The sequence below is a fragment of the Pseudomonas sp. E102 genome (genome assembly GCF_052660185.1).
Map to the genome: position 1 here is coordinate 3,246,843 of NZ_CP084025.1, position 24,949 is coordinate 3,271,791.

Genomic DNA, 24,949 nt, shown 5'->3' on the forward strand with positions numbered 1-24,949 from the left:
GCCTACAACGTTTTTTTCTGCCGCAGTTCCACGCCATTTTTGATGGCCACGATTTCAGCCAACAGCGACAAAGCGATCTCCGCCGGCGTGTGGCTGCCAATGTGCAGGCCGATTGGTCCATGCAAGCGTCCGATCGCCTCTGCGGACAAGCCTAGCTGAGCCAGGTTATCTCGGCGCTTCTGGCTGTTGACCCGCGAGCCCAGGGCGCCGACGTAAAAGGCCTTGGAATCCAGGGCGGTGAGCAGTGCCATGTCGTCCAGGCGCGGATCATGGGTCAGGGCCACGATCGCCGTGCGTTCGTCGGTCTGGATGTCCAGTACCGCTTCGTCGGGCATGCCGGTAACGAAGCGGCCATGCTGTTCTTCCCAACCGTAGACAAACTCCTTGCGCGGATCGCAGATCAGCACCTCGAAATCCAGCAATCGGGCCATTTCCGCCACGTAACGGGACAGTTGCCCAGCGCCGATCAGCAGCAAGCGCCAACGTGGGCCATAAATGGCTCGCAGCAGCTGCCCGTCGAACACCAGGGCGTCGGTTTTGCTCGCCGGCGCCAGAGTCACATTGCCACTGGCGATCGTCAGCTCCCGGGCGACGATTTCATGGGCCTCGCATCGCTCAAGCAATTCGGCGACCCAGGCAGGATCGCCGACCCGCTCTTCGGTCAGGCGCAACGTACCGCCACACGGCAGGCCGAAGCGCGCCGCCTCTTCGCGGGTGACGCCGTAGGTGATGAGTTGCACCGGCGGACCGTCCTCGGGAATACGGCCGTCGTGCAGCCGGGCGATCAGGTCATCCTCGACACAACCGCCCGATACCGAACCGATCACCACGCCGTCCTCGCGCAGGGCCAACATGGCCCCCGGAGGTCTGGGCGCGGTGCCCCAGGTCTGAACCACGGTGAACAACACTACCCGCTGCCCAGCGCGGCGCCATTCCAGGACGCTGCGCAATACGTTCAGGTCAACGCTGTCCATCAGGCTTTGGCCTGTTGCCAGCCTTGCAGCTGATAACGCACGGGCAGATTGCGGATACGCTTGCCAGTGGCAGCGAAGATCGCGTTGCACAAGGCCGGCGCAATGGGCGGCACGCCCGGTTCGCCAACACCGCCCAACGGCACCTCGCCCGGCGGAGTGATCAGATGCACCGCCACTTCCTTGGGCGCCAGGGACATTCGCGCCACTTCGTACATATGGAAATTGTCCTGCTGCACCTTGCCATCCTTGAAGCTGATCTCGCCGACCATCGCATTGCCCAGCCCCATGACGCAGGCGCCTTCGAACTGCGAGCGGATGCGCTCAGGGTTGATCTGCGGACCGCAGTCCACGGCGATGTCCGCCTTGTGCACGATCACCGTGCCATCGTCCTTGACCTCGACTTCGATCGCCGCTGCCACATAAGTGACGAAGCTGTAGTGCACCGCCAATCCCAATCCCCGCCCCTTGGGTAGCTCACGTCCCCAACCGGCGGCCTTCGCGGCGGTTTCCAGCACGGTACGGATCCGCGCCGTGTCGATGGGATAACGCTCGGGGGATTCGCCGTAGTTCCAACCGTCGTTCAAGGAATTCGGATCGATCTTGCGGTCCGGGCCCAGCAACTTGAGGTGGTATTTCAGCGGATCCTGGCCGGCCTTGTGGGCCAGTTCGTCAATGAAACTCTGGATCGCGAAGCCATGGGGAATGTTCGAGACCGAGCGATACCAGCCAACCCGGGTGTGGGCCACCGCCTCGGGGTTTTCCAGGCGCATGTTGGGAATGGCGTAGGCCATGTTCGTCACGCCCATGCCCACTTCGAATGGTGCTTCATGGGTCATGCCGGGCGCGAACAGCGCGGTGATGGTCGGGGCCACGGTGCGGTGCAACCAAGCGGAGGGCATGCCGTTCTTGTCCAGGCCGGCCTTCAGGTATTCAGCCGATACCGTATGGAAATACGAGTGATGGATATCGTCCTCGCGGGTCCATTGCACCCGTACGGCCTGGCCGGGAAATTCCTTGGCGAGGACAGCCGCTTCGACGACGAAGTCGGGTTTCGACTTGCGTCCGAAACCGCCGCCCAGCAGCGTGATGTTCACCGTGACCTTTTCGAAAGGAATGCCCAGGCGCTCGGCTACGCGTTCACGGGTCACCTGCGGTGCCTGGCTGGGTGCCCAGGCCTCGCATTGACCGTCCTTGAACCGGGCGACGGCCACCATCGGTTCCATGGGCGACTGGGACAGGTGCGGCAGGTAATACGACGCGTCAAGAGTTGAATCAGCCTGGGTCAGCGCACCGTCGAGATCGCCGGTGCTGCGCAGGACTTTTCCGGGCTTGAGGGCGGCCGCTTCCAGTTCCCCGCGGTAGGCAATGGAGTCATAACCAGCGTTCGGGCCATCGTCCCACTGGATCTTCAGTGCATCGCGGCCCTTGATCGCCGCCCAAGTGTTCTTCGCCACCACGGCGACGCCGCCCAGGGGTTGGAACTCGGAAGGCAACGGGCGCCCTTCGATCTGCAGCACTTTGACCACACCAGGTACTTTCAGCGCTGCGCTGCTATCCACGGACTTGACCTTGCCGCCATAGACCGGCGGACGGGCCACGACGGCGTAGAGCATTCCGTCGAAATGCACATCGGCGCCAAAGACCGCACGACCGTTGACGATGTCTGCGCCATCGATGGCGCGGCTCGCTTGCTTGCCGATGTAGCGGAACTCCGAGGGCTGCTTGAGGCGTAGGCTGTCGCGAGCCGGTACCGGCAAGGCACTGGCGGCGGCAGCCAGCTCGCCATAACCCAACTCGCGCCCTGAAGGTTCATGCACCACTTTGTGCAGCTGTGCACGGCATTCTTGCGCCGGCACCTTCCACTGCGCAGCGGCGGCGAGTTCGAGCATGGTCCGGGCCGCGGCACCGCAACGACGCATCGGCTCGTACCAGTGACGCATGCTGCGTGAACCGTCGGTGTCCTGGTTGCCGAAACGCGCCTCGTCCGCCGGCGCCTGCTGGACCTTGACGAGTGCCCAGTCGGCATCCAGTTCGTCGGCCACTACCATGCTCAGGCTGGTACGCACGCCCTGGCCCATTTCCGAACGGTTGCAGATCACTGTCACGCTGCCGTCGGCGGCGATACTGACGTACACCTTCGGATCATCGACCGCGCCATGGGGCATTCCCTCGGCGCCGAACTTCTTCTCTTCGGCAAAGGCATCCGGCAGGCCCCAAGTGGCGGCCAGGACCAGCACGCCGGTGGCGCTGGCGCCCTTGAGAAATCCACGACGGCTGAGGTTGCTCAGCGCGAAATCAGCGGGCAAGCGGCTCATGCCTTGGCCTCCTTCAAGTGAGTGGAAGCCTGGCGGATCGCGGTCTTGATCCGGTTATACGTACCGCAGCGGCAGATGTTGCCAGCCATGGCTTCTTCGATCTGCTCGTCGCTGGGGTTGGGGTTGGTCTTGAGCAACGCGGTGGCGGACATGATTTGCCCTCCCTGGCAATAGCCGCATTGGGCGACGGCGGTATCCAGCCAGGCCTTCTGCACGACCTGCCCGACCGGATCGACGTGAAGCGCGTCGATGGTGCTGATGTTCTGGCCCTTCACTGAGCCGATCGGCGTGATGCAACTGCGCGCCGGGGCGCCGTCGATGTGGATGGTGCAGGCGCCGCACAGGCCCATGCCGCAGCCGAACTTGGTGCCGTTATAGCCGGCCACGTCTCGGATCGCCCATAGCAGAGGCATGTCCTCGGTCACATCCAGTGAGTGATCTTTTCCATTGAGTTTCAGGGTAATCATGGGCACGCCCGCATCGTTATCGAGTTATGAGGGTCGAGCCATCTGCCGTTGGGTTATCGGTTCGGTATCGCAGATTGGCTCAGGCTAATCGGGCTCTTCGTTGCGCATACGCAAGCAAGCGTCTGCACCGGGCCTTGGGACGCGAATGCTCGCATCATCAGCCAGTTAAATTAACCCAGGAACACGCAAAACGCCCTGCACAATCCTGCACAAATCACATTGTGCGGGCGGTGCAGGGCGTTTTTCCTGACGCGATTGCGAGGGCTATCAATACCGATTAGGTTCCATTTCCAGCTCGACCTGGAAACGCTCGGCGATGTCTTTCTGAATCCGTCGAGCCAGATCCAGCAGCTCCAGCCCCGTGGCATTGCCATAGTTGACCAACACCAGCGCCTGCAACTTATGCACTCCGGCGTCGCCTTCGCGGAACCCTTTCCAACCGGCCCGCTCGATCAGCCAGCCGGCGGCGATTTTCATCTGCCCACCAGCCTGTGGATAAGCCACCAGGTCGGGGTATTGCGCCTTGAGATGCGCCACGTGAGCGGCCGGCACCAATGGATTCTTGAAAAAACTCCCGGCGTTGCCGAGTACGGCGGGGTCTGGGAGTTTCTCGCTGCGGATGCTGCAGATCGCCCGGCTGACATCGGCAGGCGTCGCCTGGTCGATGCCTTGTTCGGTCAAGCGCTGGCGCACCGGGCCGTATTCCAGGTGCAAATGCGCGATACGGCTGAGGGCAAAGCGCACCCGCAGGATCAACCAGCGGTCCGGCTGCTGCTTGAACAGGCTGTCGCGGTAGGCGAAGGCGCATTCGTCGACGGTGAAATCGCGCAGCTCGCCGGTGTAGCGATCCAACGCGGTGAGGCCGGCGAAAACATCCTTTATTTCCACACCGTAGGCACCGATGTTCTGCATCGGCGCCGCCCCCACCGTACCGGGAATCAGGCTGAGGTTCTCCAGGCCCGACCAACCTTGCGCCAGCGTGTGCTGGACAAACGGATGCCACGGCTCCCCGGCCTCGGCCTCGATCACCACCCGCTCGCCGTCATCGACGAGCAAGCGAATCCCCCGGCTGGCCATGCGTAACACGAGCGCGTTGATGTCGCCGGTCAGCAACAGGTTGCTGCCGCCGCCAATGACCAGCAGCGGCACGTCGTGGCCGGCGGCATAGGCCAAGGCTTCCCGAACATCCGTATCGCTGTGGGCTTCGGCGAACAGCCGGGCGCCGACATCCACGCCGAAGCTGTTGTACGGCTTGAGGCTGACGCCCGTCTGGACTTGCAAGGTCATAACCGCCCCTTCAATTCGATCACCAGACGATCCGTGGCGCGCTCGATCAGATCCAGCACCTGCTCGAAACCTTGCTCACCGTCGTAGTAAGGGTCAGGCACTTCATCGAGTTCGGCTTCGTAGCGACGCAGGAAAAGGTCCAGCTCTGCTCGGGCATTGGCCGGTTGCAAGACCTTGAGGTTGCGCAGGTTGCTGCTGTCCATCGCCAGGATCAGGTCATAGGTGGCGAAATCGGCGCGGGTCACCTGCCGGGCTCGCTGGGCCGATAAATCGTAGCCGCGACGCAGGGCCGCGGCCATGCTGCGTTTGTCCGGCGCTTTACCGACATGCCAGTCGCCGGTGCCGGCGGAAGCGACTTCCACCTGCTCTTGCAGCCCGGCTTCGCGCAATTTGTGGCGCAAGATACCTTCGGCTGTGGGCGACCGGCAGATATTGCCAAGACAGACGAACAGAACCCGCATCAAGCCTCCAGCAGGCGACGAACGCGCTCAAGGTCTTCGGGGGTATCCACCCCGGTCGGAGGCGCGATCAAGGCATCGGCGACGTGGATCCGCACGCCATGCCACAATGCGCGCAGTTGCTCCAGGGCCTCAGTATTTTCCAGCCAGCACGGCCCCCACGCGACGAAGTCCTGGAGGAAACCGGCGCGGTAGGCATAGATGCCGATATGGCGGCGGTACGGCACACCGTCGGGCAGCACGTCGCGGCTCTGCGCGAAGGCCTCCCGGGCCCAGGGCAAGGTGGCGCGACTGAACGTGAGCGCGAGGCCGTTGAGGTCGCTGACCACCTTGACCACATTGGGGTTGAACAGCGTCGGCACGTCCTCGATCGGCTCGGCCAGGGTGGCCATGCGCGCCTCGGGATGGGCCGCCAGGTTCGCGGCCACCTGGTCGATGACACTTGGCGGTATCAATGGCTCGTCGCCCTGCACGTTGACGACGATGGCATCGGGCGCCAGCCCGAGCTTCGCGGCCACTTCCGCCAGGCGATCAGTACCAGAGTTGTGGTCCTCGCGCGTCATCACCACCTCGGCGCCAAAGCCCTCGCACGCCTCAACGATGCGCGCATCGTCCGTCGCGACCACTACGCGTTGGGCGCTGCTCTTGCTGGCCTGTTCCCAGACATGCTGGATCATCGGCTTGCCGGCGATCAACAACAACGGCTTGCCAGGCAGGCGCGTCGAGGCGAAGCGCGACGGAATGACGACGGTAAAGGCTGTGGTCATTTATCCAGGCGCTCATCGGTGGTCAGGGTGCGGGCTTCGCTCTCGAGCATCACCGGGATGCCGTCGCGAATCGGATAGGCCAGGCCGGCGCCCTTGCTGATCAGCTCGGTCTTGTCGGCGCTGAGCTTGAGCGGGCCTTTGCAGACCGGGCAAGCCAGGATATCGAGCAGTTTGGTGTCCATGAAAAATCCCCTGGAAAAACGTTTAAGGCAAGAGCCGATCCGGCAACAGGCGCATCAGCTGCGTATCGAACCAGGCCGCGAAGGCCGGCGAAGGTGCTGCGTCCACCGCCAGGTACCACCAGTCGGGCGCGGCGAAGGCACGGCACTTGACCGCGTCCTTTTCCGTCATGACCACCGGCAGGGACGGCGTAAAATTCAACGCCTGGGCACTGTATTCGGCATGATCGGCAAACCCGTGCGGTATTGGCCGCCAGTGTAGCGTTTCAAGGGTCGTGAAGAAACGCTGCGGATTGCCGATGCCGGCCACGGCGTGCAGGGCCTGGCCGGGTGGAAAATGATCGAGGGAGCGCCGTTCGCCGCTGGCCAGGTTGACCAGCAGGGTGGGTTGGAGCTGGAAGGCGAAGCCGTCCTCGCGATCAGCGCTGGCGCCGTTGAACAGTACGGCGTCGACCGATTGCAGGCGCTCGACCGGCTCGCGCAGCGGACCGGCAGGCAGGCAACGCCGGTTGCCCAGGCCCCGGGCATTGTCGATCAATACCAGTTCAAGGTCCCGCGCCAGGCGATAATGCTGCATGCCATCGTCGGACAGGATCAGATCCAGCGGCTCGCTTTCCAACAAAGCCCGGACAGCGCGGCTGCGATCGGGATCGATCATCAATGGCACGCCGGTGCGCTGGACGATCAGCAGCGGCTCGTCGCCCGCGATGTCGGCGCCCTGGTCCGCCGCGACCCGCCAGGGCAATTGCGGCGGCTTGGCGCCGTAGCCCCGGCTGACTACGCCGACCCGCAGGCCACTGCGCCGGCAATGTTCGATCATCCACAGAATCAGCGGCGTCTTGCCAGTGCCGCCAACGGTGATATTACCAACCACGATCAGCGGCACGGGCGGCTGGTAAACCTCACCCTCGCCTGCCAGGAAACGCTCGCGTTTGCCGACCACGACGCGTCGGTACAGCCATTCAAGTGGCCGCAGTAGCGCGAGGGCGGGATGCCCTTCATACCAGGCGGCAAGCAATCGATCGGACATGGCCATCAGGGTGCGGGCGCCGCCTCGACGGTGGTCATGCGCAGATGGCTGAAGCCGAGCTTGCCGGCGGCGTCCATGGCGGTGATGACCGATTGATGAGGCGTCTTGCCGTCGGCGCTGATGGAGAGTGGCAGGCTGGTATCGCCGCCGGACTCCCTCTGCAGGGCCTCGATCAGGCTCGCCAGGTCACTTTTGGGCAACAGATTGTTGTTGACCGAGAACGTCCCTTCGGCGCTGATGGTGACCTCCAGGTTCTTCAGTTGCTGGTCTTCGGCCGGCGAGCCACTGACGGCCTGCGGCAATTCGACCTTGAGCTGGGTCTCCCGGGTAAACGTGGTGGTCACGACGAAAAACAGCAGCAGGATGAATACCACGTCGATCAGCGACGCGAGATTGATCTCGATGTTTTCCCGTGGTTTGCGGCGGAATTTCACTTCTTGCCCCCGGCTAGGTCCACATCGCGGTCGCCCTGCACCACCTCGACCAACTTAATGGCTTCCTGCTCCATGCCCACCACCAACTCATCGACGCGACGTTGCAGAAAACGATGGAAGAATACCGAGGGGATTCCCACCATCAAACCGGCTGCGGTGGTGATCAACGCCTTGGAAATGCCACCGGCCAGCACCGATGCATTGGTGGTCATGCCGGTCCCGGTAAACGCACTGAAAATATCGATCATGCCCAGCACCGTGCCCAGCAATCCCAGCAACGGGGCCATGGCGGCAATGGTTCCCAAGGCATTGAGGTAGCGCTCCAGCTCATGGATGACCCGGGCAGCCGCCTCTTCGATGCACTCCTTCATGATCTCGCGGCCATGCTTGGAGTTCGCCAGGCCCGCCGCAAGGATTTCGCCCAGCGGCGAACTGGCACGCAACTCCTTGAGCTTGTCCTTGTTCAGCTGCTTGTCCTTGATCCAGACCCAGACCTGCCCGAGCAGATGCTCCGGGGTCACGCGGCTGACCCGCAGGGTCCACAGGCGTTCGGCAACGATTCCCAATGCCGCGATGGAACTCAGAATGATCGGCAACATCATCCAGCCGCCGGATTTGACCAATTCCCACACAGTGACTGCCCCCTCGAAAAAGTGCGCCACTTTATCATACAGACGCGCGGTGCAGACCCGTGCCGCCGACAACACGACCATGACTGACGAGCTGGGTCAATGTTCTGTCCAAGCCCCCGCGGCCAGCCGGTCACGCCAGTAACGCCGAACACCTGCCTGGGTGCGCGCCGGCGCGAAGGCGCCCAGTTGCAGACGAATGGCGCCCTGCTCGGCGCTGTCGAAAATCGACAGGCCCAACCTCCTGTATCGCTCGATCACCCAGGGGTGCGGATGGCCGAACGCGTTGCTCCGCCCCCTGGATATCAACACCGAATGAGGTTTGAGCCGCGCCAGCAGCGCCATCGACGATGAGCTGCGGCTGCCATGGTGCGGTGCCGCCAGCCATTGGATCGGTCCCGCCAAGGGACCTTCGAGCAAGGCGCGCTCGGCGTGGGTATCGATGTCGCCGGTCAACAGCAGTCGCTCCTCGCCCGCCATGACCACTAAGACACAGGATTTCTGATTGCTTTCGACAGCTGAATCCCAGCGCCAGAGCTCGAACCTGACCCCGTCCCATGCCCAGCTCTCGCCGCTATCGCATGAACCCGCCTGCAAATCCCCGGGCAGCGCTTGCGGATCACCGCTGATGATCCGAGTCGTTGGCAATCGGTTGCGCACGGCCTGGGCTCCGCCGGCGTGATCGGCATCGGCGTGGCTAAGCAACAGAAGGTCGATCTTTTCCACACCAAGCTTGTGCAAGGTCGGCACGACCACGCGCTCGCCTGAATCCGCCTCGCCAAAGCGCGGCCCTGCGTCGTAGAGCAAGGTATGCCGATGGGTGCGCACCAGGATCGCCAACCCCTGGCCGACGTCCAATTGCCAGACTTCCGCTTGGCCCGGAGGCACTTCGTCCCTGGGAGGAAAAACCATCAGCAACAACATCGGCCATCCGAGGAGGCGTAGGGGCACGCCCTCGGGCAGCAACAACAGCAGAGCACCGGTCGCTGCAATGCACCACGCCCACAGCGGTATGGCGAGAGGCACCCAGGCCGGCACCTGCCCGGCAGCCAAGCCGAGCCCATTGAACAGCAGATCGAGCAGCCCGCCGGCGATCCAGAGCAGGCTTTCACCGACGAAGGGGATCGGCAGCAACGCCGTGCCAAGCAGTGCCGAGGGCAACACCAACAGGCTGATCCAGGGCACCGCCAGCAGGTTGATCAAAGGACCGCTGAGGCTGACCGGCAGTCCCAGGATCAATAACAGCGGGCACAGCCCCAGGGCAATGAACCACTGGGCGCGGGTCCACGTCTGCCACCAGCGCCACGGCCCCAGGCGACCGCCAACAGTGAACATCAATATCGCCACCGCAGCGAACGACAACCAGAAGCCTGGCCGCAGGCTGGCCAGCGGATCCAGCACCAGCACCCCGACGAACGCCGCCATCCAGGCCCACCAGGGTTGAGCCTGGCGGAAACGCAAGCGCCACAACAGCACCAGGCCAATCATTGCGCAGGCCCGTCGCACCGGCACATCGAACCCGGCGAGCAGGCCGTACCCCAGGGCCGCGGCAAATGCCAGGGCGCACGCCCAGGGCAACCACGGCAAACGCGCCGGCCAGACGCCATAACGCGCCGCCCCCGCCACCAGCAGATAGACCAGGCCGGCAAGCAGGCCAATATGCTGCCCGGAAATCACCAGCAGATGGACGGTGCCGGTGTCTTGCAGCACCCGCCATTCTTCGCGGCTCAACCCGGCGCCGTCGCCGAGGATCAACGCCAGCAGCGCACCGGAACGGCCCTGGGCATCGACCTTTGCCAGTGCCTGGCGCACCCCATCGCGCCAGGCGCCCTTGGCCGGTTGTAGCAGCGAACCATCCTTGACGGTGCCGGTCGCACCGATCCCCCTGCTCAACAGCCAGGCCTCATAGTCGAAGCCATGGGGATTGAGCAACCCCGCGGGTCGCTTGAGTTTCACCGCCAGGCGCCACGTCTCTCCACTACTGACCAGCGGCCCGCCATACCAGGCCAGGCGCATCGACGCCGGCAAACGCGTACGCCGGGAATGCGCATCGGCGAGCTCGAAACGCACGACGCCATCACCCTGTTGCGGCAAACCGACGACCCGCCCCTCGACCCAGCGAGTCTCACCCTCCAGCGCGACGGACAACCGATCGTCCAATGCGAGCTGTGCGCAAAAACAGGCCCAGGCCAGCCCGATGAAGAACAAGCCTGCCCAGTACGTACGCGTCGGCAACACCAACAATGCCGCCACAGTCATGGCTGCAATCAACCAGGACGGCGGCAAGGCCGGTAGAAAAATCGGGGCCAGCAGCCCCAGTGCAAGCGCGACCATTGCCGTGCGCATAAGCCCATCCTTGAGAGTTCCCTCTCCAGGCTTAGACGCTCAATGGCACCCTGCGCGTTATCAATTGTCACAAAGTCTGAATCTGTCAGTCGTAGAATCCGGACATACTTGCGGCCTGACTGCTGTGATCCGACCGAGAAGCCTTATGCCCCGGCGCCTATTCAAACGTTACATGCCTGACCCAGCGAGCATTCGGGAACACAAATCCTTACGCTTTCTCGGTACGCTGCTGCACGACCCCAACCTTTGGCACCTCAATCGCCATTCGGTCGCCCGGGCGATGGCCGTCGGCCTGTTCGCCGCTTTCTTGCCCATTCCCCTGCAAATGCTGCTGGCCGCGGCGCTGGCCATCACGGTTCGCGGCAACATTCCGATTGCCGTGAGCCTGGTCTGGCTGACCAACCCCATCACCATGCCGGCGGTGTTCTTCTGCACTTATCAAACCGGCGCCTGGCTGATGGATGTGCCAGCCCGGACGTTGCCGGACGAATTGACCTGGGAGTGGATCACCCACCAGCTGGCGACGTTGTGGCAGCCGTTTCTGTTGGGTTCGGTGGTGACTGGGTTGGTGCTTGGGGCGCTGGCATACTTCGTGACGATGGCGTACTGGCGCTGGTGGGTTACCAGACAATGGAGGCGGCGCAAGCGGAGTCGGATGTGATGATTTTGGGGTATGTGTATTCACGCACCCCAAAAAAACGAAGAACCCAAGACAATCTCAGGTACGCATTCCCCGCCCACTCACCAGCAACCGCGCGCACCCCACGTAAAGCACCACGGTCGCAACCAGCATGAAGGTGATCGCGATACTGATGCGAATGTCCGACACCCCAAGGATCCCGTAGCGAAACGCGTTGACCATATGCAACACCGGGTTGGCCAACGATACGGTCTGCCAGAACGGGGGCAGCAAGGAGATCGAATAGAACACCCCACCCAGGTAGGTCAGCGGCGTGAGTACGAAGGTCGGGATGATGGAGATGTCGTCGAAGTTGCGCGCAAACACGGCATTGATGAAACCCAGCAGCGAAAAGATCGTAGCCGTCAGCACCACTACCAGGATCGTCACGCCCAGGTGATGCACCTGCAGGTCGGTGAAGAACAGCGACAGCAGGGTCACGATCAGGCCCACCGCCAATCCTCGCAACACACCGCCCAAGGCAAACCCGATCAGGATCGTATGGGGCGAAACCGGTGAGACCATCAATTCTTCGATCGAACGCTGGAATTTGCTGCCGAAGAAACTCGACACAACGTTGCCGTAGGAGTTGGTGATCACCGACATCATGATCAGCCCCGGCACGATGTAGTCCATGTACGTAAAGCCGCCCATGTCGCCGATCTGCCGGCCGATCAGGTTACCGAAGATCACAAAGTACAAAACCATCGTGATGGCCGGGGGCAGCAAGGTCTGCGGCCAGATCCGCATGAAGCGTCGGACTTCGCGATAAACGATCGTATTGAGGGCGATCAGGTTGGGGCGCAGTTCCGAACTCATACCGCCACCTTCGCCAGGTTTTTTTCCACCAGGGACACGAACAACTCCTCAAGGCGATTGGTCTTGTTGCGCAGGCTCAGCACTTCGATGTTTTGCAGGGCCAGCTGGGTGAACAGCCCGGTAATGCCGACGGATTTGTCGACCTGGACTTCCAGGGTGTGGCCGTCCAGCAGCCGGGCCGGATAGCCTACGAGCTGAGGGGTGACGCTCAAATCATGCTTGAGATCCAGCAGGAAGGTTTCCACGTGCAATTGGCTCAGCAACTGCCGCATGCTGGTGTTCTCGACGATAGTGCCGTGGTCGATGATGCCGATATTGCGGCACAGCTGCTCGGCTTCTTCCAGATAATGCGTCGTGAGGATAATGGTGATGCCTTTCTGGTTCAGCTCGGTCAGGAAGGTCCACATCGAACGGCGCAGCTCGATGTCCACCCCCGCGGTCGGTTCATCGAGGATCAGCAGGCGCGGTTCATGCACCAGCGCGCGCGCAATCATCAAACGTCGCTTCATGCCACCGGACAACGAACGGGACGGCACGTCGCGCTTGTCCCACAAGCCCAGTTGGGTCAGGTACTGTTCGGCGCGCTCGTTGGCAATCTTCGGCGGGATGCCGTAGTAGCCGGCCTGGGTCACGACGATGTCGAAGGTCTTTTCGAACTGGTTGAAATTGAATTCCTGAGGCACCACGCCGATGCAGCGCTTGAGCGCGGCGGGCGCGCGGTCCAGATCGTGGCCGAAGACATTGACCGTGCCGCCGGTCTTGTTCACCAGAGTGGAAAGAATGCCGATGGTCGTGGATTTGCCTGCCCCGTTCGGGCCAAGCAAGGCGAAGAAATCACCTTCGGCGACGTCCAGATCGATACCACTCAGGGCCTGGAAACCGTTGCCGTAGGTTTTGGTTAACTGCCGTATGGACAGAGCGGAACTCATATCGGATTACGCACCAAGAAGGGGGAAGAAGAACACTAGATAAGGGCGCACGGCGAGCAATGCAACCATGGCGCACGAAGGCAATGGTGCGTGGCGTCGCCGCACAAGTACAGTGAAGTGTGTCGATAGTAACTATTAAGTCAACGCGGTCATGACAGCTTTCTGATAGGCCGGACGCTGCCTGAGCCGTGCATACCAGGCTTGGAGGTTCGGCAGCGCGGCGCGCTCGATGGGCATCTCGAACCAGGCATAAATGAAACTGCCGAGGGGAATGTCGCCCATGCCGATTTCATCACCGCCAAGGTAAGGCTGTTCGGCCAGGGCCTGGTCGACCATCGCCAGCAGGTCGTCGCACTCCTTGATCGCCGCCTTGATGGCAACCCAGTCCTGCTGCTCGGGCGGGGTGCGCAGGACGCCCCAGAATACCGTGCGAAACGGGGCCGCGAAGCTGGACGTGGTCCAGTCCATCCACTTCTCTGCCTTGGCCCGGGCCTGGACATCGTCGGGGTACCAAGCCGAACCCGATGCATGACGAGCGGCCAGGTAGCGAACGATGGTATTCGACTCCCAGAGCACGAAGCCTTCGTCTTCCAGCATCGGAACCCGACCGTTGGGGTTCTTGGCGCGGTACTGCGGCGTATCCACCACACCGAAGGCCCCGCCGGCATCGATGGCCTCGTAGGCCAGTCCCAGTTCCTCGGCACACCACAACGCCTTTCGAACATTCGATGAGTTCTTCCGGCCCCAAATCTTCAGCATCTCGGCTTCCTCAAAGGATAAATGCCGCAGCAGCATACGCCGGATGAGGAACGGCTCAAATCATTACCCGCCACGGAGCCGACCCGCGCTGTCGACCCATCCGGGGCCGACACGGCATTTGTGCCAAACAATGGCGTTTTCTCACGCTGGCAACGAACGATTTCCCACGGTTGTTGCCAACCAGACTGGCGCGATACGTCGAGGGTTTCCCACGAAATCAATCACATCGCGCCGACTGCCGGTTTTGCAGGGGCCGTCTAAGCTCTGAAGGTCGGTTTTGCCTTGGTTCACGGAGGATCACTTATGCTGTTGTTGTGGATACTGGTTCTGGTCGTCGGGGTAGCCTGGCTGGCGCATCGTCGCACCGCCCCGCTACCGGCGCTAGGCATCGTCGCCGTCTACCTGCTGGTGATGGGCATCGCCAGCCATGCACCCGGCTGGCTGATGCTCGTTCTCTGGCTGGTGCTCGCCGCCATCGCGGCACCGCTGCTGCTACCGGACCTGCGCCGCAAATACTTCAGCGCGCCGATGTTCGACTGGTTCCAGAAAACCCTGCCGCCCATGTCCCAGACCGAGCGCGACGCCATCGACGCTGGCACGGTATGGTGGGATGGCGAGCTTTTCAGTGGACGGCCAGACTGGGACACGCTGCTGGCTTACCCCAAGGTTCGTCTGACCGACGAGGAGCAGGCGTTCCTCGACGGCCCTACCGAAGCGCTTTGTGCGATGGTCAGCGACTGGCAGATCGGCCAGGCGATGGACCTGCCGCCCGAAGCGTGGGCACACATCAAGGAGCATGGTTTTTTCGCCCTGATCATTCCCAAGGAATACGGTGGCAAGGGGTTCTCCGCCTATGCCCACTCCCAGGTGGCAATGAAGCTCGCCACCCGCAGCGGCGACCTGGCTTCCACCGTCATGGTCCCCAATTCCCTCGGCCCCGCGGAACTGTTGCTGCATTACGGCACCGACGAACAACGCAACCATTACCTGCCGCGACTGGCCCGTGGCGACGACATCCCCTGCTTCGCGCTGACCGGCCCACTGGCCGGGTCCGACGCCGGGGCGATGCCCGACACCGGGATCATCTGCAAAGGCGAGTGGCAAGGCGAGGAAACCCTTGGCCTGCGCCTGAACTGGGAAAAGCGCTACATCACCCTAGGCCCGGTCGCCACCCTCCTCGGCCTGGCCTTCAAGGCCTATGACCCGGACCGCTTGCTGGGCGACGAAGAAGACCTGGGAATCAGCCTGGCGCTGATCCCCACCGACACGCCCGGCGTTCAGATCGGCCGTCGCCATCTGCCCCTCGGCGCCGCCTTCATGAACGGGCCGAACTGGGGCAAGGATGTCTTCATCCCGCTGGACTTTCTGATCGGCGGCCAGGCCATGCTCGGCAAGGGCTGGATGATGCTGATGAACTGCCTGTCGGTCGGGCGCTCGATTTCATTGCCCGCGGTCGGTACCGGCGCGGCGAAGTTCACCAGCCTGGTCACCGGCCAGTACACCCAGGTGCGTGAACAATTCAACGTGCCGTTGTCGGCCTTCGAAGGCATCCAGGAAGCCATGGCGCGCATCGGTGGCAATGCCTGGCTGATGGACGCCGCGCGCATGCTGACGGCCAACGCGGTGGACCTCGGCGAAAAACCTTCGGTGCTGTCGGCGATCCTCAAGTACCACCTGACCGAACGTGGCCGCGAATGCATCAGCCATGCCATGGACGTTCACGGCGGCAAAGGCATCATCATGGGTCCTAACAACTACCTGGGACGCAGTTGGCAAGGCGCGCCGATTTTCATCACGGTCGAAGGCGCGAATATCCTGTCGCGCAACCTGATGATCTTCGGCCAGGGTGCCATCCGCTGCCATCCGTTCGTGCTCAAGGAAATGGCCCTGGCCACCCGCGAGGACAAAGACCAGGCATTGCTCGAATTCGACGCACTGCTGCTCAAGCACATCGGTTTCGCGGTCAGCAATGCCGCCAGTACCTTGGTGCTGAATCTCGGCCTGGGGCATTTCGATAACGTGCCAGGCAACGCCTTGAGCCAAGGCTATTTCCGCGCCCTCGACCGGCAAGCGGCGGCATTTGCCTTGCTGGCGGACCTGAGCATGATGTTGCTGGGTGGTGAGCTCAAGCGCCGCGAGCGCTTGTCTGCCCGATTGGGTGATGTGTTGAGCAACCTTTACCTGGCCTCGGCTGCACTCAAGCGCTACCACGATCTCGATTCGCCGGACCATATGGCGCCACTGTTCCAGTGGGCCATGGAAGAAAGCCTGGGTCAGTCGGAGCGGGCGTTGGACGAGCTGCTGGCCAACTTCCCAAGCCGGCTGCTGGGCTGCCTGTTGCGTGTGGTGGTGTTTCCTTTCGGCCGGCGTCATAAAGGTCCGAGCGACCGGCTCGATGCCGAGGTGGCAGCGGTTATCGGTCGCGCCAAGGGCGATCCGACTTTGGAGGAGTTGCTTCAAGGCTGCTATCGCCCACAGTCACAGGATGATCCTGTCGGTGCGCTGCAATACGCCGCCGACCTGCTGGCCACCGCCCATCCACTGCACAAGAAGTTGCACTCGGCACTGAAGCAGGGTCAGCTCGACCCGGCACCTGGAGAGCCCCTTATCGATGCAGCGCTCGAAGCGGGCGTGCTGAATGCAACTGAAGCGCAGACCCTGCGAGCCGCTGAAACGGCACGCCGCAAGATCATCGACGTGGACGACTTCGACCCGCAAGCGCTGACGCTCACTGAGGACAAAGTCCGTTGATCCGGACGACCAGCATGTAAAAGCGGGCGCAGGCGCTTTATACTCCTGCGCCCGTTTTGCTCTTGAGGACTTATCTCGTGTCCAACGTCGTTGCCGATCACCTCGTCTTGCTTGACCACTTGCGCAGCATCCTGGTCGCCGTGGGTGAGGCCGAACAGGTGCCCGAAGAAAGCCATGCGCTGTTTCTGGAACGCTTTGATGATTTGCGCGCGCAGTTGCCGGTCGATCCGATCGAAAGCCAATACCTGGGCCAGGACCTCTTGTGCCAAGTGATCGTCCGATATCCGCAGATTGCCCACTTGGTGCCTCGCGACCTGCTGTGGTACTTCGGCGGCGATTGCCTTCACTACATGCCCGACGAAGAAATCAACCTGTACCAGGCCTTGGAGGAACGTCGGTTCGAAGCTGAGCAGAACGACGAGCCCTTCGATTGGAACCAGGAAAAACAATTGCTGGCGATGTCGGACCAGGACAGCAAACACTGATCGCAGCCAGTAAAAAACAGGCCCGCACGGCTTACACCTTGCGGGCTTTTTCTTTGCTGTGGAGCAGCGCAACCCAGCCCGATCGCTGAGTCATCGCGGCTCGCGACCGCCTGGAGGGCTAGGAGACTTTTTATAGGCGCATAAAAAAACGCCGCTCGAATGAGCGGCGTTTTCTTGAATTTGGAGCGGGAAACGAGACTCGAACTCGCGACCCCGACCTTGGCAAGGTCGTGCTCTACCAACTGAGCTATTCCCGCAAATGGCGTCCCCTAGGGGACTCGAACCCCTGTTACCGCCGTGAAAGGGCGGTGTCCTAGGCCACTAGACGAAGGGGACACACTAACTGGAACACATGGTGTGTATTCCAGTGCCCAAATCCGCATCCGAAGATGTCGGCTCTGGCTTCACTCAGCCCCGCCCGAAAGCAACGCTGTTTAAAATTGGAGCGGGAAACGAGACTCGAACTCGCGACCCCGACCTTGGCAAGGTCGTGCTCTACCAACTGAGCTATTCCCGCATTGGCGTCCCCTAGGGGACTCGAACCCCTGTTACCGCCGTGAAAGGGCGGTGTCCTAGGCCACTAGACGAAGGGGACACACGTACAACATTCACTGCTTATCGCGTTTGGCTAGGTGCTTTACGCTGTAAGTGGCGCGCATTCTATGGATGGATTGGAGGGTCGTCAACCCCCAGATATAAATTTATTTAAATCAATGACTTCCCCCGCTTTGAAGCGGCTTCGTGAATTTTGTCCGCCCGGTCTCTGACGCCTATATTCTGTCACCCGCCAAGGCGCTATAGTCGCACCAGGCAAATAGTGGCAATGTGCATCTACTCCGCTGTAAGCCCTATAAACAGCACGACGCCCGTCTAATCGCGTCGCTCGGGCCTATGCGCTTAAAAGCCAAGCCACTACACTCATGACATGCGTTCCCCATTAAAGAGGTCTTACCGGTGACACCACTCATGATCACCCTGCTCGTCGTAGCCGGGATCGCACTGTTGATCGCCATTGGCTACATGAACCATGTGGTGGAAAACAACAAGCTGGAAAAGGCCCGCACCAAGGTCGAGCTCAACGACCGCCTGCGTCGTTGTGGCGAGCTCACCGAAACCTTCCCCGGCCAGTTGATGACCCCTGCCCTGAAGCTGCTGATCACGCGTCTTGAGCTGAACGTCTGCCAGCGCCTGCTGAATCTCGACAAGTCCAACGCTCAGGTCAAGGCACGCCTGGACGAACTGACTGCACTGGCCGCCCAGGGTGAATCGATTCCGGTCAACAACCCGCCGGCGCCGATCCAGACCGAAGCGAAGGCCAAGGACGTTCGGTTCCTGCTCGAGGCCTTGCACGGCCAGATCACCCGCGCGGCCCAGGACGGTTTCCTGCCGCCCAACGAGGCCAAGCGCTGGGTTCGCGAGGTCCGGCACATTCTGGTGCTGCTGCACATCGAATTCTTCAACAACCTCGGCCAGCAGGCGCTGCAGCAGGAACAGCCCGGGCAGGCTCGCCTGGCGTTCGAGCGTGGTGTCCAGTATTTGCGCAAGCAGCAGGAACCGCAGGTCTATGCTGAACAGCTGGCTTATCTGGAAAAGCTTCTGGCTCGGGCCAATGCCCAGGTCCTGGCGAGCACTCAGCCTGTGGAGGGTGAGGTGAACCAGTTGACCGAGGGGTTGAAGGAAGACGAAGCGAACGACGAGTGGAAGAAAAAGAAGGTCTACGACTGAGGTTGGGGTGCGGAGCGGGATGGGGTGAGAAGGTTGGAACGTGCTGGCCTCTTCGCGGACAAGCCCGCTCCTACAGGATTTGCGGCGACATGAACCTTGTGTTCACCGGACATCCCACGTGGGGGCCAGCTTGCTGGCGATAGTGGCAGCAACAGCTCCCCAACTCACAACTTGAAATGCCCCACCATTCCTTTCAACTCAACGCCCAACTGCGCCAGTTCAACGCTGGAGGCAGCATTACCCTGCATGGCCACGGATGATTGATCGGCGCTGGCGCGGATGCTGGTGACGCTGCGGTTGATTTCTTCGGCCACGGAGCTTTGTTGTTCGGCGGCCGCTGCGATCTGCTGGTTCATTTGCTGGATCAACGACACCGCCGCCGCGATGCTGCCTAGCGCGCTTTCGGTCTGCAATGCATCGCTGACCGCCATTTTTACCAGCTCGCCACTGCTCTGGATTTGCTGTACGGACGCTTGAGCGGCAGAGCGTAGCGCGCTGACCAGGCGCTCGATTTCCTCGGTGGACTGTTGCGTGCGCCTGGCCAGGGCCCGCACTTCATCGGCCACCACCGCGAACCCCCTGCCCTGTTCGCCAGCCCGCGCCGCCTCGATAGCTGCGTTGAGCGCCAACAGATTGGTTTGCTCGGCGACACTCTTGATCACGCTCAGCACGGTGCCGATGTTTTGTATCTCGGCGCTCAGGCTTTCGATGCTGGTGCTCGCCATGGTCGCCGAGTCAGCCAGTTGCTCGATACGGACCATGCTCTGGCGCACGACCTGCTGGCCGCTTTCGACTTTATCATCAGCCGTTTGGGCCGCTTGCGCCGCCTCCTCCGCATTGCGGGCTACATCGTGAACCGTGGCAGTCATCTGGTTCATCGCCGTGGCCACTTGCTCGGTTTCTTCCTTCTGGCTGCTGACTTCCAGGTTGGTCTGTTCAGTGACGGACGACAGCGACTGGGCGGAGCTGGCCAGTTGGTCGATGCCAGCCTGCAAACCGCTGACGATACTGCTCAAGCCGGCACCCATCTGTTGCATCGCCAACATCAGCTGGCCAATCTCATCCCGGCGCATCACTTCGACCTTGGCGCTCAGGTCCCCGGCGGCGATCCGCTGGGCGACACGGATCACACTGCGCAGCGGGGCGACGATCAACCGGGTAATCACCCAGGCCGCGATCAATCCAACCAGCAGCGCCAAAGCCGACGAGCCGATGATCATCAACGAATTTTTCTTAAGTTCCGCCTGCATGGCACTGTCTTCGGCGCTGTAGGCCTGGTCGACCCGCGCCATCACCTGATCGGCGCGCTCATGCAATTGCTGGTAGACGATCTTTTCCTTGGCCAGCAGCGCGGTGTATTCCGCCAGTTGCTGATTGAACCCGCCGATGTGCCCGGCGACCTCGTTGAGTACGGTCTGGTAACCCGGGTCCTTGACCGCGCCCTTGAGCGCTTCCGCCAACTTCATGGCCTGCTCGGCCTGTTCGATATTGCCCTGCCCGGCAGCCTCATCACTGCCTTTACGGCTTTGGTCCAACCGAACGCGCGCTTCGTTCATCGACTGCAGCATAAGTCGCGACACTTCGCTGACCTGGTTGGCCTGCTCGATGAACTCTGCACCCTCCTTGCCCTCGGAATCCTTCAAGGTATAGGCGCCGTCATCGGCGAGTCCGGCCTGCAATACATCCAGGTTGTTGGCGACACTGGACACCGACCAACTGGCCATTTCCAGCGCTAGGTCCTTGCTCTGGCTCAGCCCGACGAACTCATCGAAGGCCTTGCGATACGCCGTCAGCGCCTGCTCCACTTCATTCATCACCGCCGCATTGCCGTCTGACCATGCCCTGAGGTCGTTCGCCAGGGCCAGCAAGCCATCGACCCCCTGTCGCAGGGCATCGGCGGACTTGGGGTCTGAACGCAAGGCAAATTCCTGCTCCAGCAGCCGGACCTTGAGCAACCGGCTGTTGAGGGATGACATCTGCTTCAAGCCGTCGAAGCGATGGCTGATGGTTTGCAGGGACCAGACGCCAATGGCCGCCACTACTGCGGTAAGCAGCAGCACCAGGACAAAGCCGATACCCAATTTCTTTGCCATACCCAGGTTGGCAAAACGTCCTTGCACGGCCGAAATCATTGTGCCCAGTCCTCTGCCGGTGTGTGTTGATTGCAGATTCGCAACGAGACGCCCCGCAACACAAGATGCTGGCGTCGGAATAATGGCAAAAAGCTACAGCCGCGTCGTTTTCAGGACATTTGAGGTCGATCCAGAGCCGTGGCCCGGAAGAAAGCCAAGGCCCTGGGATCCCGCGCATAGGCGACGTTGACCCGCAGCCAATCCGTCTCGGCACCCGATGGGCTGAACGCCGTGCGGGATGACAACTGAATGCCGCACCGCCTGGCCAGACGCTGTACCTCAGCATAGTCACACAGCGGCGGACGTGCCCAGATGAACAGGCCTCCCGCCGGTTTGCCGAATACTTTCCAGTCGGCATCTTCCAAAAGCTGCAACGCCACCGCCATGTCGGCATTGAGGCGCTGGCGCTGGCGCTGGACCAGCTTGCGATAGGCGCCATTGGCCAGGAGGCTGGCCAGCACGGACTCGGCGAATCGGGAACCGCCCCGGCAAGTGATCTCCTTGATCTCGCCCAGACGCGCGATGACGGAGGGCGCCGCCACCATGAACCCAACGCGTAAAGAGCTGCTCAAGGTCTTGGAGAAGCTGCCCAGGTAGACCACGTCGGTATCCAGCGCCGCCAATCGGGCCCGCGTTGGCCCCTGAAAATCGGCGTAGACATCATCTTCGATAACCAGCATCGCGTGCTCTTGCGCCAGTTGCAGCAGACGCTGGGCCACCGCCGGCGCCAGGCTGCTGCCGGTTGGGTTGTGGCAGGCGCTGTTGACGAAAATAGCGCTGGGTCGATGAATCGCCAGCAGGCGTTGAAGGGCGTCGACGTCCGGACCACGGGGTGTCCTGGGCAGCTCAATCATGTCTATCTTGTGCAGCCTGAGCAGGTCGAACAGCTTCGAGTAACCGGGGCTCTCCACCACCACGCAGCAGCCCGGTCGCAGAAGCGTGCGCACGATCAGGTCGAGCCCGTGAGTAGCGCCCAGGGTGGTCAGGATGCGTTTTTCATCGGCATCGATATCGAACTGTTTCAATCTCCTGGACAGCTGCTCACGCAGGGCTGGCAGTCCCAGTGGCGTGCTGTAGTTGAACAACCCCGCCATGTCGGTGCGAGTCACCTGACGTATCGCATACCCCAGGTCATCACTTTCGCGCCAGCTTTCAGGCAGCCCGCCGCCGCCCAGCTTCAGCGCTTGATACATAACGCCTGCCGGGGCGTCATGATCGGCCAATACACCTTGCAGCCAGCCATGGGCCAAGGCTTCTTCCGTTGCGCAAGCGGCCGGAGCCACGACAAAACTCGAACCGTGGCGCGACGCCAGCAAGCCCTGGGCGACCAAACGCTGGCAGGCTTCATGGACGCTCGCCTGACTCAGCAGGTTCTCCCGTGCCAGCTGGCGGATCGATGGCAGGCGAGTCCCCGGCTCCACCGCGCCCTGTCGAATCCAGCAGGCCAACGCATCGACAATTTGCTGCACGACGGGCACCAGGGCCTGCCGGTCGATTCTCAACTCCATGAGTAACCAAGCTCCTAAGCGTTTGTTTTATTTCCACAAACAGTTAAGCACAGGGCGATGCTGGGCGATGTAAGAGAACACGCAAAAACGGCTGATTCTCATTTCTTGAAATACAATGGCAAACCCATCAGGGGAACCTTTGCCCTCCAAAGAAAAACCCGCAACCAGTGCGGGCTTTGTCCTGCAGCGAGAAAAGCGCTTGTCGGTATCAGATTGCCGTAGCCCCCCCATCCACCGCCAACGCCTGGCCCGTGGTGAATGCCGCGCCGTCGCAGCATAAATACAACACGGCGCTGGCGATTTCCTCGACCTTGCCGATTCTGCCCACCGGATGCATCGAGTTGGCGTATTCGCCTTTTCTCGGGTCCGCCTCATAGGCCCGACGAAACATGTCTGTATCGATCACCGCCGGGCACACCGCATTAACGCGGATTTTCTTCTTGGCATATTCAATCGCCGCAGACTTGGTCAAGCCGATCACCGCATGCTTGGACGCCGCGTAGATGCTCATCTTTGGCGCCGCCCCAAGCCCGGCCACCGAGGCCGTATTGACGATCGCGCCGCCGCCCTGGGCAAGCAGCAAGGGCAGTTGGTATTTCATGCACAACCAGACGCCTTTAACGTTGACGCCCATGATCGCGTCGAACTCATCCAGCGTCCCGTCAGCCAGTTTGCCCTTCTCGATTTCGATGCCCGCGTTATTGAATGCGTAATCGAGGCGACCGTAGGCGCCGATGACTTCATTCATGAGATTTTGCACGTCGCTGTCCAGTGTCACGTCGCAGCGCACGAACACAGCCTCGCCACCCGCATCGCGAATCAACTGCACCGTGCCTTCGCCACCCGCGACGTCCAGGTCGGCGACGACTACCTTCAGGTGCTGTGCTGCGAACGCCTGGGCCGTGGCGCGACCAATGCCCGCCGCGCCGCCCGTCACCACGGCAACCTGTCCGGAAAACGTCATGCTCATCGTCAATGCCTCGAAGAATTACCGTTGTCGCTGCAATATAGCCATCCATCGCTTCGGTGCGGCAGCACTATCCAACCGCCGGTTGGCGTCGCATGAACGCCAGTGATAACGATACCCGGCGGATTATCACTGGGTTGGATCGATGTGCATTCGCTGTATCGGCAAACCTTGCAGCGAAGGCTCCAAGCGTCTATCAACAAGGCTTCATTCATCTTGAGTGCCTGTCATGACCGCCCTGACCAACCGCCAGTTCCTGCTCGCCAAACGCCCGGTGGGCGCCGCTACCCGTGAGACCTTCACTTATCAACAAGTCCCGGTTGGCGAGCCGGCGCCCGGCCAGATCCTGGTCAAGAACGAGTACCTGTCCCTGGACCCGGCCATGCGTGGCTGGATGAATGAGGGAAAATCGTACATCCCGCCGGTCGGCATTGGTGAGGTCATGCGCGCCTTGGGCGTAGGCCAGGTCGTCGCCTCGAATAACCCCGGATACGCGGTAGGCGACTACGTGAACGGTGCCTTGGGTGTGCAGGATTATTTCCTCGGCGAGCCGCGAGGCTTCTACAAAGTCGATCCGAAACTGGCGCCGCTGCCACGTTATCTGTCAGCGCTGGGCATGACGGGCATGACCGCCTATTTCGCTCTGTTGGATGTCGGCGCACCGAAGGCCGGCGAAACCGTGGTCCTGTCCGGTGCCGCCGGGGCGGTAGGCAGCATTGCCGGGCAAATTGCCAAGATCAAAGGCTGTCGCGTAGTCGGCATCGCTGGCGGCGCCGACAAATGCAAATTCCTGATCGATGAGCTGGGCTTCGACGGTGCCATCGATTACAAGAGTGAAGACGTTCACGCCGGCCTGAAGCGCGAATGCCCCAAAGGCGTGGATGTGTATTTCGATAACGTTGGCGGCGACATTCTCGATGCGGTGCTCAGCCGTTTGAACCTCAAGGCCCGCGTGGTGATCTGCGGCGCCATCAGCCAATACAACAACAAAGAAGCGGTCAAGGGCCCGGCCAATTACCTGTCGCTGTTGGTCAACCGCGCGCGGATGGAAGGGTTCGTGGTCATGGACTATGCCTCGCAGTTCGCCGCCGCCGGGCAGGAAATGGCCGGCTGGATGGCCAAGGGGCAGCTCAAGAGCAAGGAAGACATCGTCGAAGGGCTGGAGACATTCCCCGAGACGCTGACCAAATTGTTCAGTGGTGAGAATTTTGGGAAGTTGGTGTTGAAGGTCTGAGGCACATCACTGTGAGTGGCCGACGCAAAACAACTGTGGGGGCAAGCTCGCTCCCACAGGGGCCCGCGTAGTTGG

22 protein-coding genes, 4 tRNA genes and 1 pseudogene are annotated in these 24,949 nt (G+C 61.7%); 5 read left to right on the top strand and 22 right to left on the bottom strand.

Annotation, left to right across the window (positions count from 1 at the left end; genetic code table 11):
* Positions 1–2: 2 nt before the first annotated feature.
* The 11 genes from DOCECA_RS14750 to DOCECA_RS14800 all read right to left on the bottom strand — a co-directional run bounded on the left by DOCECA_RS14750 (position 3) and on the right by DOCECA_RS14800 (position 10,886).
* Positions 3–974, bottom strand: coding sequence for an XdhC family protein (locus tag DOCECA_RS14750; protein WP_434648553.1), 972 nt, complete (start codon positions 972–974; stop codon positions 3–5).
* Entirely contained in the window at positions 974–3,289 is a 2,316-nt protein-coding gene (locus DOCECA_RS14755; RefSeq protein ID WP_434648556.1) for a molybdopterin cofactor-binding domain-containing protein, read from the bottom strand. The genes DOCECA_RS14750 and DOCECA_RS14755 overlap by 1 nt, the downstream gene beginning before the upstream one ends.
* Positions 3,286–3,756 carry a (2Fe-2S)-binding protein gene (locus tag DOCECA_RS14760; RefSeq protein WP_420766995.1) on the bottom strand — a complete coding sequence of 157 codons (471 nt, stop codon included), beginning with the start codon at positions 3,754–3,756 and terminating at the stop codon, positions 3,286–3,288. The genes DOCECA_RS14755 and DOCECA_RS14760 overlap by 4 nt, the downstream gene beginning before the upstream one ends.
* Positions 3,757–4,023: 267 nt before the next feature.
* Positions 4,024–5,043 (bottom strand): UDP-N-acetylmuramate dehydrogenase, encoded by a 1,020-nt coding sequence (gene murB, locus DOCECA_RS14765; protein ID WP_434560030.1) that lies wholly within the window; start codon positions 5,041–5,043, stop codon positions 4,024–4,026.
* Positions 5,040–5,504, bottom strand: a complete 465-nt coding sequence (locus tag DOCECA_RS14770) for a low molecular weight protein-tyrosine-phosphatase (RefSeq protein WP_434607127.1) — start codon at positions 5,502–5,504, stop codon at positions 5,040–5,042. Before DOCECA_RS14770 ends, murB begins: the two co-directional genes overlap by 4 nt.
* The gene (kdsB, locus tag DOCECA_RS14775) at positions 5,504–6,268 is read right to left on the bottom strand and encodes a 3-deoxy-manno-octulosonate cytidylyltransferase (protein ID WP_420766893.1); all 765 of its coding nucleotides are present in this window, start codon (positions 6,266–6,268) and stop codon (positions 5,504–5,506) included. The genes DOCECA_RS14770 and kdsB overlap by 1 nt, the downstream gene beginning before the upstream one ends.
* On the bottom strand, positions 6,265–6,450 hold the full coding sequence (locus DOCECA_RS14780) for a Trm112 family protein (RefSeq protein WP_003179363.1): 186 nt from the start codon (positions 6,448–6,450) through the stop codon (positions 6,265–6,267). Before DOCECA_RS14780 ends, kdsB begins: the two co-directional genes overlap by 4 nt.
* Before the next feature lie 22 nt (positions 6,451–6,472).
* Entirely contained in the window at positions 6,473–7,483 is a 1,011-nt protein-coding gene (gene lpxK, locus DOCECA_RS14785) for a tetraacyldisaccharide 4'-kinase (RefSeq protein ID WP_434607131.1), read from the bottom strand.
* On the bottom strand, positions 7,483–7,911 hold the full coding sequence (locus DOCECA_RS14790; RefSeq protein WP_420766895.1) for an ExbD/TolR family protein: 429 nt from the start codon (positions 7,909–7,911) through the stop codon (positions 7,483–7,485). Before DOCECA_RS14790 ends, lpxK begins: the two co-directional genes overlap by 1 nt.
* Entirely contained in the window at positions 7,908–8,543 is a 636-nt protein-coding gene (locus DOCECA_RS14795; RefSeq protein WP_420766996.1) for a MotA/TolQ/ExbB proton channel family protein, read from the bottom strand. The genes DOCECA_RS14790 and DOCECA_RS14795 overlap by 4 nt, the downstream gene beginning before the upstream one ends.
* A gap of 96 nt (positions 8,544–8,639) precedes the next feature.
* A complete protein-coding gene (locus DOCECA_RS14800) occupies positions 8,640–10,886 on the bottom strand; it encodes a DNA internalization-related competence protein ComEC/Rec2 (RefSeq protein ID WP_445570736.1) in 2,247 nt (748 codons plus the stop codon).
* Positions 10,887–11,031: 145 nt separating this feature from the next.
* On the opposite strand from DOCECA_RS14800, the gene DOCECA_RS14805 reads away from it, so the two are divergent.
* On the top strand, positions 11,032–11,547 hold the full coding sequence (locus DOCECA_RS14805) for a DUF2062 domain-containing protein (protein WP_420766897.1): 516 nt from the start codon (positions 11,032–11,034) through the stop codon (positions 11,545–11,547).
* A gap of 57 nt (positions 11,548–11,604) precedes the next feature.
* Here DOCECA_RS14805 and DOCECA_RS14810 read toward each other — a convergent pair whose 3' ends face one another.
* From DOCECA_RS14810 to DOCECA_RS14820, 3 genes are all read right to left on the bottom strand, one after another.
* Positions 11,605–12,384, bottom strand: coding sequence for an ABC transporter permease (locus DOCECA_RS14810; RefSeq protein ID WP_420766898.1), 780 nt, complete (start codon positions 12,382–12,384; stop codon positions 11,605–11,607).
* On the bottom strand, positions 12,381–13,313 hold the full coding sequence (locus DOCECA_RS14815) for an ABC transporter ATP-binding protein (protein ID WP_420766899.1): 933 nt from the start codon (positions 13,311–13,313) through the stop codon (positions 12,381–12,383). Before DOCECA_RS14815 ends, DOCECA_RS14810 begins: the two co-directional genes overlap by 4 nt.
* Before the next feature lie 135 nt (positions 13,314–13,448).
* Positions 13,449–14,072, bottom strand: a complete 624-nt coding sequence (locus DOCECA_RS14820; RefSeq protein WP_420766900.1) for a glutathione S-transferase family protein — start codon at positions 14,070–14,072, stop codon at positions 13,449–13,451.
* Between the two features lie 303 nt (positions 14,073–14,375).
* Here DOCECA_RS14820 and DOCECA_RS14825 point away from each other — a divergent pair, with 303 nt between their 5' ends.
* Positions 14,376–16,823: an acyl-CoA dehydrogenase gene (locus tag DOCECA_RS14825; protein ID WP_445570737.1), complete on the top strand. Its 2,448-nt coding sequence runs from the start codon at positions 14,376–14,378 to the stop codon at positions 16,821–16,823.
* Between the two features lie 77 nt (positions 16,824–16,900).
* Entirely contained in the window at positions 16,901–17,308 is a 408-nt protein-coding gene (locus tag DOCECA_RS14830) for a PA2817 family protein (RefSeq protein ID WP_420766902.1), read from the top strand.
* A gap of 181 nt (positions 17,309–17,489) precedes the next feature.
* Here the strand turns inward: DOCECA_RS14830 and DOCECA_RS14835 are convergent.
* The 4 genes from DOCECA_RS14835 to DOCECA_RS14850 form a co-directional block, all read right to left on the bottom strand.
* Positions 17,490–17,565, bottom strand: a tRNA-Gly gene (locus DOCECA_RS14835).
* A 3-nt stretch (positions 17,566–17,568) separates the two neighbouring features.
* Positions 17,569–17,644: transfer RNA gene (locus DOCECA_RS14840), tRNA-Glu, on the bottom strand.
* 105 nt (positions 17,645–17,749) lie between these two features.
* A tRNA-Gly gene (locus tag DOCECA_RS14845) sits at positions 17,750–17,825 on the bottom strand.
* A 2-nt stretch (positions 17,826–17,827) separates the two neighbouring features.
* Positions 17,828–17,903: transfer RNA gene (locus DOCECA_RS14850), tRNA-Glu, on the bottom strand.
* A gap of 371 nt (positions 17,904–18,274) precedes the next feature.
* Between DOCECA_RS14850 and DOCECA_RS14855 the strand changes: the two genes are divergently transcribed.
* Positions 18,275–19,033 (top strand): hypothetical protein, encoded by a 759-nt coding sequence (locus DOCECA_RS14855; protein WP_434560042.1) that lies wholly within the window; start codon positions 18,275–18,277, stop codon positions 19,031–19,033.
* A 164-nt stretch (positions 19,034–19,197) separates the two neighbouring features.
* Here the strand turns inward: DOCECA_RS14855 and DOCECA_RS14860 are convergent, their stop codons facing one another.
* The 4 genes and pseudogenes from DOCECA_RS14860 to DOCECA_RS14875 form a co-directional block, all read right to left on the bottom strand.
* A complete protein-coding gene (locus DOCECA_RS14860) occupies positions 19,198–20,106 on the bottom strand; it encodes a methyl-accepting chemotaxis protein (protein ID WP_434564132.1) in 909 nt (302 codons plus the stop codon).
* Positions 20,107–21,165: pseudogene (locus DOCECA_RS14865) on the bottom strand (HAMP domain-containing protein); the annotation flags it as partial.
* Positions 21,166–21,275: 110 nt separating this feature from the next.
* Positions 21,276–22,673, bottom strand: a complete 1,398-nt coding sequence (locus DOCECA_RS14870) for a PLP-dependent aminotransferase family protein (protein ID WP_434676031.1) — start codon at positions 22,671–22,673, stop codon at positions 21,276–21,278.
* A 208-nt stretch (positions 22,674–22,881) separates the two neighbouring features.
* Positions 22,882–23,643: an SDR family oxidoreductase gene (locus DOCECA_RS14875; protein WP_420766905.1), complete on the bottom strand. Its 762-nt coding sequence runs from the start codon at positions 23,641–23,643 to the stop codon at positions 22,882–22,884.
* Positions 23,644–23,869: 226 nt separating this feature from the next.
* On the opposite strand from DOCECA_RS14875, the gene DOCECA_RS14880 reads away from it, so the two are divergent.
* Complete coding sequence (locus tag DOCECA_RS14880; protein WP_420766906.1) at positions 23,870–24,874, top strand: NADP-dependent oxidoreductase; 1,005 nt, start codon at positions 23,870–23,872, stop codon at positions 24,872–24,874.
* Positions 24,875–24,949: the final 75 nt, after the last annotated feature.